A 12,687-nucleotide genomic window follows, 5' to 3' on the forward strand; every position below is an offset into this window, starting at 1 on the left:
CGATGGCGGCGTCGCGGCTGGCGCGCTGGATGTCGGCTTGGCTGACGCGGGCGGCGCGGGCGGAGCCGGCGGCGCGATCCAGCTGATGTCGTCGGCGCGAGACGTCAGCTCTACGGCGGCCAGGGGCGTGGCGACGGCCAGCAGGGCGCCTGCGGACAGGAACAGGGCCAGGGGGCGGGACGCGGTCTTTTGTCGGGCCTTCATGATGCGGCTTATCCTTTTGGCGAGAGAAGCGGGGGACCCGGTCATGCCCAAGGCGGCGATCTGAGAACCGGCCGGGCAGGTGAAGTCTGAGGCGAGGTCGAGCAGGGCGCGGGCGTAGGCATGGCGATCCATGCGGTCGACGGCGAGGGCGTCGGCGGCTTCCTCGGTTCGGGCGGACAGGCTGGCGTGCAGCAGCCAGACCAGGGGATTGAACCAGAAGAGGGCCAGGGCCAGACGCGACATAAGAGCAAAGACCCAGTCGCCGCGTCGGATGTGGGCCAGTTCATGAGCAAGAATCGCTTGCGCCGTTTCGGGGCGGCGCACGGCGTCCTCGCCGATCAGGATGACGCCCGGCGGCGGACCCCAGCTGAGCGGAGCGCGGACGCGGGGCGAGGCGATCAGGCGGGCGCCGGCCGGGGCGTCGAGGCGGGCCAGGGTTTCGGTCCAGACGCGATGGGTCACGGGGCGGCCGGTCTCGGTCCAGCGATTCAGGACCCATACGCCCAGGGCGAAGCGGCCAACGACCAGCATCAGTCCGGCGGCATAGGCGAAGGCGGCGATCAGGGGCCAGGACAGGCGGGCGGGGGCTTCGCCGCTGACGGCGACCCCGGCGATCGGCTGAAGGTCCAGGCGCCAGGAACGGGTCTCGGGCAGGTCGGCGGCGGCGGGCGGGTTCAGCCAGGCCAGCTCCACCTGGGGGCCGAGCCAGAGGAAGAGCGGCAGGGCCAGCAGCAGGCAGACGCTCACCCTCAGGATGGCGGCGCGCTCGCGGGCGGGACGAGCGACGAGCAGGGCTGAAAGCCCCAGGCCAGCCGCGGCGATGACGCCGGATTTGAGCAGGAGTTCGAGGAGGAGGGGCCAGGTCACGAAGGGGCCTCCTCGCCCGCAGCGTCGATGGCGCGGCGCAGGGCGGCCAGTTCCTCGGGCTTCAGCGTCTTGGTGAGGCCCAGCAGGGCGGTGGCGGCTGAAGCCGCCGATCCGGCGAAGAAGGTGTCGACCATGCGGCGCAGGGCGCTGTCCGCCAGGGCGCGCCCCTGTGGGGCCGGGCGCCAGGCGCCGTCGGCGCTGCGGATCACCAGGCCCTTGGCCTCAAGGCGTTTCAGCAGGGTGCGCACGGCGGAATCGCTGAGCGGGTCGCGCAGCGAGTCTCGGACGGCGGCGGTCGCCCCCTGGCCCAGTCCGCACAGGGTTTCGAACACCTCCCGTTCTCTGCGAGGCAGGGTTTCGATCATGGCGCGCCCTCATGTCTGCTACATATGTAGCGCTACATGCGTAGCGGAATGCGGCGACAATACGGCGATATATGTGAACTTTCAGACAGGCGCAGCCCAAAGAAAAAGGCCCGGCGTTTCCGCCGGGCTTGGTCGTATCAGCTTGTCGCCTGGGATCAGGCGGCTTCGGCCTCGGCCTCGGCGGCGGCCAGTTCGGCGGCGGTCGGGACCGGCTTCTTGGCGCTCAGCGACTTGGCCAGCAGGGCGACGGCGGCGTCCTTGTCGATGCGGTTGGCGGCGGCGACTTCGCGGGCCATGCGGTCCAGGGCCGATTCGTAGAGCTGACGCTCCGAATAGGACTGTTCCGGCTGGGTGTCGGCGCGGTGCAGGTCGCGGACCACCTCGGCGATCGAGATCAGGTCGCCCGAGTTGATCTTGGCTTCATATTCCTGGGCGCGACGCGACCACATGGTGCGCTTGACGCGGGCGCGGCCCTTCAGCGTGGTCAGAGCCTTGGTGACGGTGTCGTCGGCGGCCAGGGTGCGCAGGCCGGCGGTCTTGGCCTTCTTGGTCGGGACGCGCAGGGTCATCTTTTCGTGGTCGAAGGTCACGACGTAGACTTCCAGCGACATGCCGGCGACTTCCTGAGTCTCGATCGCGGCGACCTTGCCGACGCCATGGGCGGGATAGACCACCGCATCGCCAACCTTGAATTCCAGACCGGTCTTGCTCGTCATGTCATTCCTTTCCCGGAACAGGGGCGAAGCGAAGCGCCGAACGCAGCTGATGGTCGAAAACAACCCCGCCGCCGGAAACTGGTCCCGTCGGTTGGGTCGTCAGGTCACACATCAGAAACGAAAGCGGATCACCGAACCTCTGGCCGACCCCGTCTGTTCGGCGGGGGACTGTCGCAAACGCGGGCGGCGCGCATGACTGCGGAACCGCCCGTTTCGAATAGGGAGGAACCTATCATAAAATTAGGAAATCTCAAAACATCCACAGGACGACTGAGCGGTTCCGGCACTTTGTGACCGGATTGTGTCCAGAACTTAGGAGCCCTTGCCGGGTTTGGGGCTGAAGTATTTCTCGAACTTGCCGGTTTCGCGCTCATACTGTTCGCGGTCGGCAGGGGGCGTGCCCTTGACCGTGATGTTGGGCCAGACCTTGGCGTACTCGGCGTTGACCTGCAGCCACTTGCCGTCGGGTTCGTCCTCGGTGTCGGGGACGATGGCGTCGACGGGGCATTCCGGCTCGCAGACGCCGCAGTCAATGCACTCGTCGGGGGCGATCACCAGGAAGTTCTCGCCCTCATAGAAGCAGTCCACCGGACAGACCTCGACACAGTCCATGAACTTACATTTCACGCAGGCGTCGGTGACGATGTAGGTCATGGCGGTCGGGCGGGCTCTTTGGGGCAATCAAGGTCGAGGGCGGGCAAATGGCCCCGCCGGAACCAACTGTCAACCGAGGGCGCTGTCGCAAGGGCGTGGGACGCTTGACGGGCCTGGGTCGCGTCTGCATCCCTTACGATTACAGATCGCCGCTCAAAAGGAGGTTCGCCCATGCGTTTCGTCGCTCGTTCCACAGTCGTTCGTATCGGCGCGGGGGCTGTCGCCCTCAGCCTTCTGGCCGGGGGCGCCGTCGTCGCCCAGGCCGCCCTGACCAAGGTTCCGTCCGAGGTTCAGGCCGGCGACTACAAGCTGGATTCCGCCCACGGCAAGATCACCTGGTCGGTCGATCATCTGGGCTTCTCTACCTATGTCGGCCAGTTCGTGAACGTGCAGGCCGAGCTGAAGCTGGACCCGGCTAATCCTTCCGCCAGCAGCCTGACGGCGACCATTCCTCTGACCGAGGTGGATTCCAACTCGGACGGACTGAATAAGCACCTGCAGACGGCGGACTTCTTCGACACCGCCAACCACCCGGTCGCCACCTTCCGCTCGACCCGCATCGTCGTCGACCCGTCCGAGCCGAACGAGGCCATGGTCTATGGCGAACTGACCCTGCGGGGCGTGACCAAGCCGGTGACGATGGAGGTCGAGTTCAACCAGGCGGGTCAGACGCGCGGCGGCTACAAGGCCGGGTTTGACGGCGAGGCCAAGATCAAGCGCTCCGACTTCGGCATCACCTTCGGCCTGCCGGCGCTGGGCGACGAGGTGGAGCTGCACATCGAAGGCGAGTTCGTGAAGCCGTAGACGGCTTCTTTCCTCCCCATTCCATGGGGAGGGGGACCACGAAGTGGTGGAGGGGGCGACGCAAACTTCAGCCGTCGAGACGCCCCCTCCGTCTCGTCGCCTTCGGCGTCGATCCACCTCCCCATCGCTGCGCGACAGGGAGGAAAGTGGGTCAGGCTTCCGGCGCGTCGAGCGCCGCATAAAGGGCGCGGGCTTCCTCGGGAGGGCCGCGCCTTTCGCCTAGGTGGAGCACGCGTACGGTGATCAGCCGCCCGCCTTGGGCGAACAGCAGGTCGTCGCCGGGGTGGACGCTGCGGCTGGGCTTGTCGAGGCGGGTCTGGACGCCGTGGTGGGTCAGGCGGATCAGGCCGCGCTCGACCATGTCGGCGGCGACGCTACGGGTCCTGGCGAAGCGCGCGCGCCATAGCCACAGGTCGATACGGCAGCTGTCCTCGCCTCTGGAGGCGGCGGTCACGCGGAGGCGGCCTTGCGCCTCGGGCGGCGCTGGCGGCGCGGGGGCGCGGACGGCTGGGTCAATTGGGCCAAGGCGGCGAAGGGCGAGTCCTTGGGCGGCGGGGCGGGCTTGCCGGGGCGTGCCGCCTTGTCGGCGCGGGGCAGACGCAGGGCGGCCTGTACGGCGCGGGCCTGTTCGGCGGTCCAGCCCAGTTCGGCCAGGGCCTCCTCCGGCAGCGGCGCCTTGCCCGCCGCGCGTGACAGGTCAGCGAAGCGTTCCAGCGTCTCCACCGGCGTGCTCCACGATCCGACGGCGCGACGCCCGAAGGCTGACAGCGCGCGGGGCGAGGGCGCCGGCGATGGTATGGGCGACAGGGCCTCGCCGGCGGGACGGAAGGGCTCGACGACGAAGGCCTGGGCCAGCAGCCGGGCGCGGGGCTTGAGCGCGCCGGGCAGCCAGACGGAATGGGCGCCGACCCGGATCGCAAAGGTCTTGACCGTGCGCCGCTCGTGCTGGCTCAGCGCCGCCAGATCGCGTTCGACCTCGGCGCGGGGGATGACGCCGCCCGCCTCGATCAGGCGGAAGGCCAGGCCGCGCGGCAGGCCGGTCAGGCTGCCGTTGTCGAGCGCCTGACGCAGGCGACGCAGGTCGCGAAGGGCGCGCCCGGCCTCGCCCGTCAGCCAGGCCTCGATCCGTCGTTGCGCTCGCTCGCGCGCCGGGACCGGGCCGAGATCGCCCAGCAGCCGCACGCGCGGGGCGAAGGGATCGTCGTTGATGATCCGGGCCGTCAAGGCGCCCTGCCACAGCACATCGCCGCCGCCTGAGCGCGGGTTGGGAATGACGCTGAAGGCCTCATCGGCCTCGGCGGCCAGCTTGCCTAGGCGCCGGGCGATCTCGGGTCCGACAGCGCGGGTCGCGGCCTGTCTCAGCGCCCGGTCGGCCAGGGCCGAGCCGCCCGCGTCGGGGGTGAAATGAGCCCCCTCCAGATGACCGACCACCTCGCCTTCGACCGTCACCTCGCCGTCGTCGGCCACGCCCGCGACCGTGTCGGAGCGCACGTTCAGCGCCCGCATCAGGGCCGTGGTGCGCCGGTCGACGAAGCGGGCGGTCAGGCGTTCGTGCAGGACGTCGCTGAGCCGTTCTTCCAGCGCCTTGGTCTGGTCGCGCCAGCCCTGGGCCTGATCCATCCAGTCGGGGCGGTTGGCGATGTAGGCCAGGGTCCGCACCCCGGCCAGCCGCGCCGACAGCTGGTCGATCTGGCCGTCGTCGCGGTCCAGATCGTTGAAGCGCGGGGCGACCCAGTCCTCGGTCAGGCGGCCCCGGCGGCTGGTCAGGGCGGTGAAGATCTCCTTCGACAGGCGGGCGTGCTCGTCCAGGGTGGTCTTCTGGAAGTCCGGCAGCTGACAGGTCTCCCACAGCCGCATCAGGGCACCGCGCGAACGGGCCACCTTCTTGACGTCCTCGTCAGCCGCAAAGCGCCGCAGCAGGGTCTCGTCCAGCGCCTGGGCCGTCAGCCGCAGGCCGAAGCGCTCGGGCGACACTGTCAGCGAGCGCAGCAGGTCGGGCAGGGTGTCGAAGTCCAGCCGCCCGTGGCGCCATTCGGCGGCCTCGACCGGATCGAAACGGTGAGTAACCACCTGTTCGAGGATGTCCTCGTCCAGTTCGTCGGCCTCGCCCGTCACGCCGAAGGTGCCGTCGCGCAGGTGACGACCGGCGCGCCCGGCGATCTGGCCGATTTCAGACGCGTGCAGCCAGCGGGTGCGCGTGCCGTCGAACTTACGAAGCCCGGCGAAGGCGACATGGTCCACGTCCATGTTCAGCCCCATGCCGATGGCGTCGGTGGCGACCAGGAAGTCCACCTCGCCCGACTGGAACAGCTCGACCTGGGCGTTGCGGGTGCGGGGGCTGAGACTTCCCATGACCACGGCGGCCCCGCCGCGTTGGCGGCGCAGCAGCTCGGCGATGGCGTAGACCTGCTCGGTCGAGAAGGCGACGACGGCGCTGCGGCGGGGCAGGCGGGTCAGCTTCTTCGATCCGGCGTAGGACAGGGTGGACAGGCGCTCGCGCGTGACGATCTCGGCCTCGGGGACCAGGGCGCGGATCAGGGGGGCCATGGTGCCGGCCCCCAGGAACATGGTCTCGAAACGCCCGCGCGCGTGCAGCAGGCGCTGGGTGAAGACATGGCCGCGCTCCGGGTCGGCGACCAGTTGGATCTCATCGACCGCCAGGAACTCGACCTGGCGCTCCAGCGGCATGGCCTCGACGGTGCAGACGAAATAGGCCGGGCGCGGCGGGACGATCTTCTCCTCGCCGGTGATCAGGGCGACGGCGGCGGCCCCGCGCTGCTTGACGATCCGCTCATAGATCTCGCGCGCCAGGAGGCGCAGCGGCAGGCCGATCATGCCCGAGGCGTGACCCAGCATCCGCTCGACCGCCAGGTGGGTCTTGCCGGTGTTGGTGGGGCCCAGGATCGCCGTGACGCGCGATGGGGCCAAGCCTGCGGAACGATCACTCATGCTGTGACGAAGGTGGCGACTTCCGCGCCGGGGTCAAGCGCGGCGATGGCGGGCCGGGTGCGGCGCGTCGCTATGCGGTCGGTTTGATCGCAAGGGCGGGCGATGGGGGGGTACGAGCTTGGCTATTCGTAAACGGATTCGGCCAATGGGCTGGAACAGGGGCGAAACGAATCAGGACCGAATCAGCGACTCGCTCCGATTCAGGCTTTGTTCCCTACAAGATATTGTAGCTTAACGCGGATTAACCGCTAGGATTTTCTTGCCTAGTGGAAAACCCGGCCTGACCGTCTTTCCCTCGTCCCCGCGACCCGCTAGGGACGACCTGCGTGGCCCCGTAGCTCAGCTGCATAGAGCAAGGCTTTCCTAAAGCCGAGGTCGGGGGTTGGAGTCCCTCCGGGGTCGCCATGCCTTAAATTTTTATTTTAAATCAACGGCATGACTTTGGTTTGGCGTTGGGATTGACGCTGCCCTATTCGTGCTTGGGTGGAGAGAGCGGGCATCGGCCTTCCTGAGGACGGCTCGGGCCAGGGCGCTCCAATTGGAAACGCCCCGGAGCGATCCGGGGCGTTGGAAGCGTGGCTTTGGCAGAAGTCTATTCGAGTTCGGGACCATTTGCGGTGCACCGGCCCACGCGAACGTTTGCGTAGAACGAGGTGGTCTGCCCGTCGGTGTATTGGCTCGACCCTGCCCAGATCGGATTGCCCATGCCGCCGTAGCAGACCCCGTAGTTGCGCCCGACCTCAACGGTGTGGGTCGCGTCGCTGTAGTAGACGGTGTCGTAGAGGATGATCATTGAGGTCTGAGCGATGGCCGCGGTGGCGGTCAAGCCCAGGCAAGCTGCCGCTGCGACGACGAGGCGTTTCGAGATCTTCATTTCACCCTCCAAAACCTTCCCAACGAAGGTTTCGAACACTCACGTTACGCGGATTGTGGAGTCAACCTTAGATAGGTGTCACAGAGCCGTTCCGGCGGCTGTCTCTCAAGCGTCCTAAGGCAAGAAGTAGACCTAGGCAGCCTTGTGTTTGCTGGCCTGCATGACGCCCAGCGACAGAATGTCATGCCGCCAAAGCATACATTCACACAACTGTGAGTTGTTCGTTCTGACCGACTGTCATCTGCTCGGGTTCGCGTCGTAGTGGCGCAAGTTGGGAGGAAAGATATGTCGAAACACTTGAAGGCGGGCTTTGCTGTGGCCGGTCTGTTGACCGCCGGTATGGCCGGCGCCGCCCTTGCCAAAACCTATCTCGATCCTCAGATCGCCTACTCCTACGTCCTGTACGAGGACGCCGCCAAAACCATCGTAATTGGTTACGACTCGGATCGAGGCTGCGTCGTCAGCGGGCAGAACGTCTATGCCCAGCGCGTCCAGCTTCACACCCCCTACTTCGACGCCACGCCGATGTACCTCTGCACGGGCGGCGGCCCCTACCTACCGCCTGAGTGGTGACAAGCCGTCGGCTGAGCGAACGCCACGCCCCGGTTGAGCGATCAGCCGGGGCTTTCGGTTCGCGGTGGCCGGCTTGCGAAACGCTGGGGCCGGTCTGGCTTGCCGCTTCTCAGGCGATGGGGAAGGTCGGGGGCGGCAGGGTCAGTCGGGTGTCTTGAACGGCGTGCTCGCCGAAGAACTTGACCAGCAGGGTCTGGACCTCCGGGTGGGCCTCGAAGACGTTGTGGCCGGCGTTCTCGACCAGAACCTGAGCCTTGTTCTGGAACTGGGCGATGACCTCGGCCTGTTCCTCCAGCGGGGTGCGGCCGTCGAGGGAGCCGGCGACCAGAAGGGCCGGGGTCTCGATGCGGATCGGCTGACGGAAGTCGTCGCCCAGATCAACGCCGGGGATGGCGCCCAGCAGATGCGGCATGGGCAGGTTGAAGGCGTCGCCCAGAACGGCTGTCTTCGCCTCTTTCTCGATCAGCGCCAGGCGTGCGGGCGAAACGCCCGACGCCAGGTCCATCGCCTCCGGCATGCCGGAGAGGTTGAAGTAGCGGTGAGGCGGCGGGAAGAGCGGCGTCAGGACGTCAGTCTTCCCGGCGTCCAGCGCCAGATAAATGTTCGGCAGCATGGACAGTTGCGGCGGATTGGCGACCAGGGCGGAGGCAAGGAGCTGGACCCCGAAACCGCCCATCCTGACGTCGACGGGGCCGTTCTCACCGGCGAAGGTCAGGGTGGCCGGATCGGCCTCGAGCCGCTCATGCACGCGGCGCATCAGGGCCGGCATGTTCGGGATCGCCGCGCGGACGGCCGGGTCGGCGCCCATCAGATGATCCACGCGGTCCAGGAACATGTCGATGTGGGCGGGCCGCTTGATGGTCTGATCCTGACCTTCGAGGCTGGCCAGGGCGACGCGGCCAATTGAGTTGGGATGCCGCTTCAGCACCGACAGGGCCAGGTGGGTGCCGTAGCTGATGCCCCACAGGTTGATCTTTTCCACGCCCAGGTGGCGGCGCAGGTCCTCGATGTCGTCGGCGTTCTGTTCGGTGTTGTAGCCGGTCATGGAGATGCCGGCGCGGCTCCAGTCGATCCAGGCCTTCTGCATCTCTTCGCGATACCAGGCGGTGACGCCAGCATGGGTCATGGCGGGGTAGGGCGTCGTGGCGGCGCGGTCAGGAATGCTGGCCGACAGGCCGACGCCGCGTTGATCGAAGGCGATGACGTCGGCCACTTCTCTCAAGGCCATGAAGATGGGGAAGCGCGGGCCCATCGCGGTGCGCACGCCGGAACCGCCGGGACCTCCGGCCAGATAGACGATGGGCGGGCCAGGGTTCTTGGCGGTCGAGGCGAAGCGCACATAGCCGAGGCGGATACGACGCGAGCCGGGGATGCGGCGGTCCTCGGGGACCTCGAAGAAGCCGCGTTCGGCGTCGACTTCCTGACCGTCGCCGGACGTGTAGCGGAAGGGGCCGGCCTGGGGCTGAGCCGCCTGAGCGCGGGCGGCGCTGGACAGGAACGCCATGCCAGGAACGGCGAGGCCGGCGGCGGCGATTAAGGAGCGGCGGTTCAGGAAGGTGTGGGTCATGACGACGGTTGAAGCAGGGTTTTCCACCGTGTGGGGCGCGCTTCGGCGAACGGCGCCCCTGGTTCGGTGAACGGCAGCGCTTTCCGGTGAATGGCGATAGGGTCGCCGTCATGTGGCGGATTCTTTTCATCGCGATTCTCCTGATCTCGCTCCCGAAGACGCTGTGGGCGCAGGAACTGGAGTGGCAGGTCTGTCGCGCTGAAGCGGGAGCGGCGGCGCCCGTGGTGCACGACTGTCGCCCGGCGGGCGATGTCATCGACCCGCAAGGGCGGGAGCTTTGGCTTCGCTCTGTCGTGCAGCGCCCGCAGGGTGACAAGCCTGTCGCGCTCTATGTCGTCGGCGCCGCTTCGTCGGAGGCCTGGCTCAACGGGCAGAGGCTGGGCGAGAATGGTCGACCGGGCGGGTCGTCCGCGACGGAAAGGCCCGGCCGTTACGAGGCGACCTTGCCGATCCCCGAACGGATGTGGCGAGCGGCGGACAATGTCGTCGTGGTCCGCCTGTCGTCCTTCCATGGTCTGGTGCGCCTGGACGGGCCCATCGCGGCCATCATGGTCGCCCCATACCCCTGGCCGTCGCGCGCGGTGCTGGTGGCGATCGCCTTCCTCATCGCCGGCGCCCTGTTCGCCGCCGCCTTCGGCTTTGGCGTCATCTACAGCCTGCGCCGCACCCGTTCGAGCCTGGCGCTGGCGGGTTTGGCTGGTGTCGCGGGGGTGCAGGCGATGCTGGAGAGTCTGCGGGCGCTGGTTCCCTATGCCTATCCCATTCATGGTTTGCGGCTGGTCGGCATCTGGGTTCTGACCGCCGCCTTCGCGGTTCTGCTCGTCTCCTACGTCGTGTCGCGTTTCTGGCCCCAGGCGCGCCGTCCGCTGATCACCCTGACCGTGGCGGCCGTGACGGCGACCTGGCTGGCGCCCGGTTTTGATCTGAAGACCGCTGCGGCCCTGATGGTCGGGCTGGCCCTTTCGACCGTGGGGGGCGGCGTCGGCGTGCGTCGGGGTGTGCCGGGCGCGCGGCTGACTCTGATCTATCTGGCCGCCTTCATGGCGGTCGGCGTGCTCTTTCCCAACTGGCTCATCGACCTGTCCTACTTCCTGTTCGCCGCGGGGCTGGTTCTTCCCCTGCTCATGGCCGAGGTCGTGCGGCTGGGCCGCGACGATCAGGGACGCGAGGTCGCGCTGACCCGCGCCGCCGCCCGTCCCCACTGTCTGACGGTGGCGTCGTCGCGCGGGGTCGAGCGGGTGCCGCTGGCGGACATCGTGGCTGTCGTCGGGGCCGGCGACTATGTGGAGCTGCGGCTGACCAGGGGACGGAAGATGCTGCACGCCGCCCGGCTGGATCGGCTCGAAACAGACCTGGCGGAAGGCTTCCTGCGGGTCCACCGCTCGGTCATCGCCAACCTCGCCCATGTTCGCGGCTTCGAGCGGGATGGCGGCAGAGGTCGCCTGCTGATGGACGAAGGCGCGCCCCTGCCCATCAGCCGAAACCGTCTTTCGACCGTTCGCGACGTGCTTGAGGGAACGTAATTATACGGAAACTGTCGCCCCGTTCGTCGTGCTATCGAATGGAGGGGGAGGCGGGGATGGACGATGATCGTCGAAGAGTGGTCGCCTGGGTGGGGCGGGACATCCTGCCGCACGAAGCGGACGTGCGCGCCTGGCTCAGGCGCAGCATGGTGCCGGTCAATGAGATCGAGGACATTGTGCAGGACGCCTATTGTCGGCTGGCCGGCATGACCGAGGTGGGCCACATCGCCAACCCCCGGGCCTATTTCTTCACGGTGGCGCGCAGCATCGTTGTGGACCGGATGCGCCGCGCGCGCGTCGTGCGCATGGAAACCGTGGCGGAAATCGACGCCCTGAACGTCGTTTGGGATGATCCTTCGCCCGAGCGGATCACCGCTGCACGCCGCGAGCTGGAGCGGGTGAAGGGCTTGATCGCGGGTCTGCCGGGGCGATGTCGGCACATATTCGAGCTCCGCAAGATCGAAGGCCTCTCACAGCGCGAGATCGCCAAGCGGCTGGGGGTCACGGAAACCATCGTGGAAAACGATGTGGTGCGCGGGCTGCGGTTGATCCTGAAGGCGATCGCGGAAGGGGAAGGCGAGGCGGCTGAGGCCATAAGAACGGAGCGAAGCCATGGGCGAACGCGCGACCGCAAAGGTCATTGAGGATCAGGCTCTGGCCTGGGTCGCGCGGCTGGACCGCGAGGCTTCGCACGCGGCGCTCGAAGCCGAGCTGAACGCCTGGCTGGAGGGCGACAGCCGCCGTCGCGGGGCCTTCTTGCGCGCCCAGGCGGCCTGGATGCAGCTGGATCGGGCGGGCGTTCTGGGGGTGAGCGAAGAGCGAGAGACGCGCAGGCCCAGCCGCCGCTGGCTAGTCACAGGCGGGGCCGTCGCGGCGGCTGTCGGCGGGGTTTCTGTGTGGGGAGTGGCGCGGGGCGTGCTGGACGCGCGCATCCGTACGGTGCGCGGGGAGATCCGTCGCGTACCGCTGGAGGACGGCTCCATGCTGGCGGTCAACACCGAGAGCCAGTTAAAGGTGGCGCTGGACCGGACGATGCGGCGCGTCGATCTGGAGCGGGGCGAGACCTGGTTTCAGGTCGCCAAGGACATGGCGCGGCCCTTCGTGGTGGTCGCCGGCGACGTGCGCGTGCGCGCGGTCGGCACGGCCTTTTCCGTGCGCCGACATGAGCGGGGCTCGGACGTTCTGGTGACTGAAGGCGTCGTCGAGGTGTGGTCGGCGAATGCACCGGAGCATGTCCGGCGCCTTTCGGTAGGGGACCATGCTTTCGTCAGCGAAGCCATGGGGCCGGGGATGAGTCAGAGCGCCGCCGCCGAGATCGACCGCCGGCTGGCCTGGCGAGGCGGCGATATCGTGCTGGACGGCGACACGCTGGGAGACGCCGTCGTGGAGTTCAATCGCTACAACACGCGCCAGCTGCGGATCGAGGGGCCCGGCCTGGCGTCCGAAGCCCTGGTGGGACGATTCCGCACCAATGAGCCGGAAGCCTTCGCCCGCGCGGTGGCGGTGACCGCTGAGGCGCGCGTCCTCATGGACGATGAGGTGATCCGTATCTCCCGTCTCTGATCGCTGCGGACAACAATTGACATGAATG

Annotated in this window: 13 protein-coding genes and 1 tRNA gene; 6 read left to right on the forward strand and 8 right to left on the reverse strand. The window is 67.8% G+C overall.

Features of this window, described 5'->3' with window-relative positions; translation table 11 throughout:
- The 4 genes from DXK21_RS01855 to fdxA form a co-directional block, all read right to left on the reverse strand.
- On the reverse strand, window positions 1–1,071 hold a 1,071-nt coding region (locus tag DXK21_RS01855; RefSeq protein ID WP_162790557.1), incomplete at its 3' end, for a M56 family metallopeptidase.
- A complete protein-coding gene (locus DXK21_RS01860) occupies window positions 1,068–1,436 on the reverse strand; it encodes a BlaI/MecI/CopY family transcriptional regulator (protein ID WP_114816096.1) in 369 nt (122 codons plus the stop codon). The genes DXK21_RS01860 and DXK21_RS01855, both read right to left, overlap by 4 nt.
- 155 nt (window positions 1,437–1,591) lie before the next feature.
- Entirely contained in the window at window positions 1,592–2,152 is a 561-nt protein-coding gene (locus tag DXK21_RS01865; RefSeq protein ID WP_105564399.1) for a CarD family transcriptional regulator, read from the reverse strand.
- Between the two features lie 312 nt (window positions 2,153–2,464).
- Complete coding sequence (fdxA, locus tag DXK21_RS01870; RefSeq protein WP_054764750.1) at window positions 2,465–2,806, reverse strand: ferredoxin FdxA; 342 nt, start codon at window positions 2,804–2,806, stop codon at window positions 2,465–2,467.
- Window positions 2,807–2,977: 171 nt separating this feature from the next.
- On the opposite strand from fdxA, the gene DXK21_RS01875 reads away from it, so the two are divergent.
- The gene (locus DXK21_RS01875) at window positions 2,978–3,610 is read left to right on the forward strand and encodes a YceI family protein (RefSeq protein ID WP_114816097.1); all 633 of its coding nucleotides are present in this window, start codon (window positions 2,978–2,980) and stop codon (window positions 3,608–3,610) included.
- A 151-nt stretch (window positions 3,611–3,761) separates the two neighbouring features.
- Here the strand turns inward: DXK21_RS01875 and DXK21_RS01880 are convergent, their stop codons facing one another.
- Together DXK21_RS01880 and DXK21_RS01885 are read right to left on the reverse strand one after the other, a co-directional pair.
- Entirely contained in the window at window positions 3,762–4,064 is a 303-nt protein-coding gene (locus tag DXK21_RS01880; protein ID WP_114816098.1) for an RNA-binding S4 domain-containing protein, read from the reverse strand.
- Window positions 4,061–6,559, reverse strand: a complete 2,499-nt coding sequence (locus tag DXK21_RS01885; protein ID WP_114816099.1) for a helicase-related protein — start codon at window positions 6,557–6,559, stop codon at window positions 4,061–4,063. The genes DXK21_RS01880 and DXK21_RS01885 overlap by 4 nt, the downstream gene beginning before the upstream one ends.
- 328 nt (window positions 6,560–6,887) lie before the next feature.
- On the opposite strand from DXK21_RS01885, the gene DXK21_RS01890 reads away from it, so the two are divergent.
- Window positions 6,888–6,964, forward strand: a tRNA-Arg gene (locus DXK21_RS01890).
- A 187-nt stretch (window positions 6,965–7,151) separates the two neighbouring features.
- On the opposite strand, the gene DXK21_RS01895 is transcribed toward DXK21_RS01890, so the two are convergent.
- A complete protein-coding gene (locus DXK21_RS01895) occupies window positions 7,152–7,433 on the reverse strand; it encodes a hypothetical protein (RefSeq protein WP_114816100.1) in 282 nt (93 codons plus the stop codon).
- A gap of 285 nt (window positions 7,434–7,718) precedes the next feature.
- Between DXK21_RS01895 and DXK21_RS01900 the strand changes: the two genes are divergently transcribed.
- A complete protein-coding gene (locus tag DXK21_RS01900) occupies window positions 7,719–8,006 on the forward strand; it encodes a hypothetical protein (protein WP_114816101.1) in 288 nt (95 codons plus the stop codon).
- A 109-nt stretch (window positions 8,007–8,115) separates the two neighbouring features.
- On the opposite strand, the gene DXK21_RS01905 is transcribed toward DXK21_RS01900, so the two are convergent.
- Window positions 8,116–9,573, reverse strand: coding sequence for an alpha/beta fold hydrolase (locus tag DXK21_RS01905; protein WP_114816102.1), 1,458 nt, complete (start codon window positions 9,571–9,573; stop codon window positions 8,116–8,118).
- 110 nt (window positions 9,574–9,683) lie between these two features.
- Between DXK21_RS01905 and DXK21_RS01910 the strand changes: the two genes are divergently transcribed.
- Genes DXK21_RS01910 through DXK21_RS01920 form a run of 3 tightly spaced genes read left to right on the forward strand, consistent with a single transcriptional unit; the run spans window position 9,684 to window position 12,659 of the window.
- Window positions 9,684–11,096 carry a LytR/AlgR family response regulator transcription factor gene (locus DXK21_RS01910; RefSeq protein WP_114816103.1) on the forward strand — a complete coding sequence of 471 codons (1,413 nt, stop codon included), beginning with the start codon at window positions 9,684–9,686 and terminating at the stop codon, window positions 11,094–11,096.
- A 56-nt stretch (window positions 11,097–11,152) separates the two neighbouring features.
- The gene (locus DXK21_RS01915; protein ID WP_114816209.1) at window positions 11,153–11,740 is read left to right on the forward strand and encodes an RNA polymerase sigma factor; all 588 of its coding nucleotides are present in this window, start codon (window positions 11,153–11,155) and stop codon (window positions 11,738–11,740) included.
- A complete protein-coding gene (locus DXK21_RS01920) occupies window positions 11,709–12,659 on the forward strand; it encodes a FecR family protein (protein WP_114816104.1) in 951 nt (316 codons plus the stop codon). The genes DXK21_RS01915 and DXK21_RS01920 overlap by 32 nt, the downstream gene beginning before the upstream one ends.
- Window positions 12,660–12,687: the final 28 nt, after the last annotated feature.

Source organism: Brevundimonas bullata, from assembly GCF_003350205.1.
GTDB lineage: Bacteria > Pseudomonadota > Alphaproteobacteria > Caulobacterales > Caulobacteraceae > Brevundimonas > Brevundimonas bullata.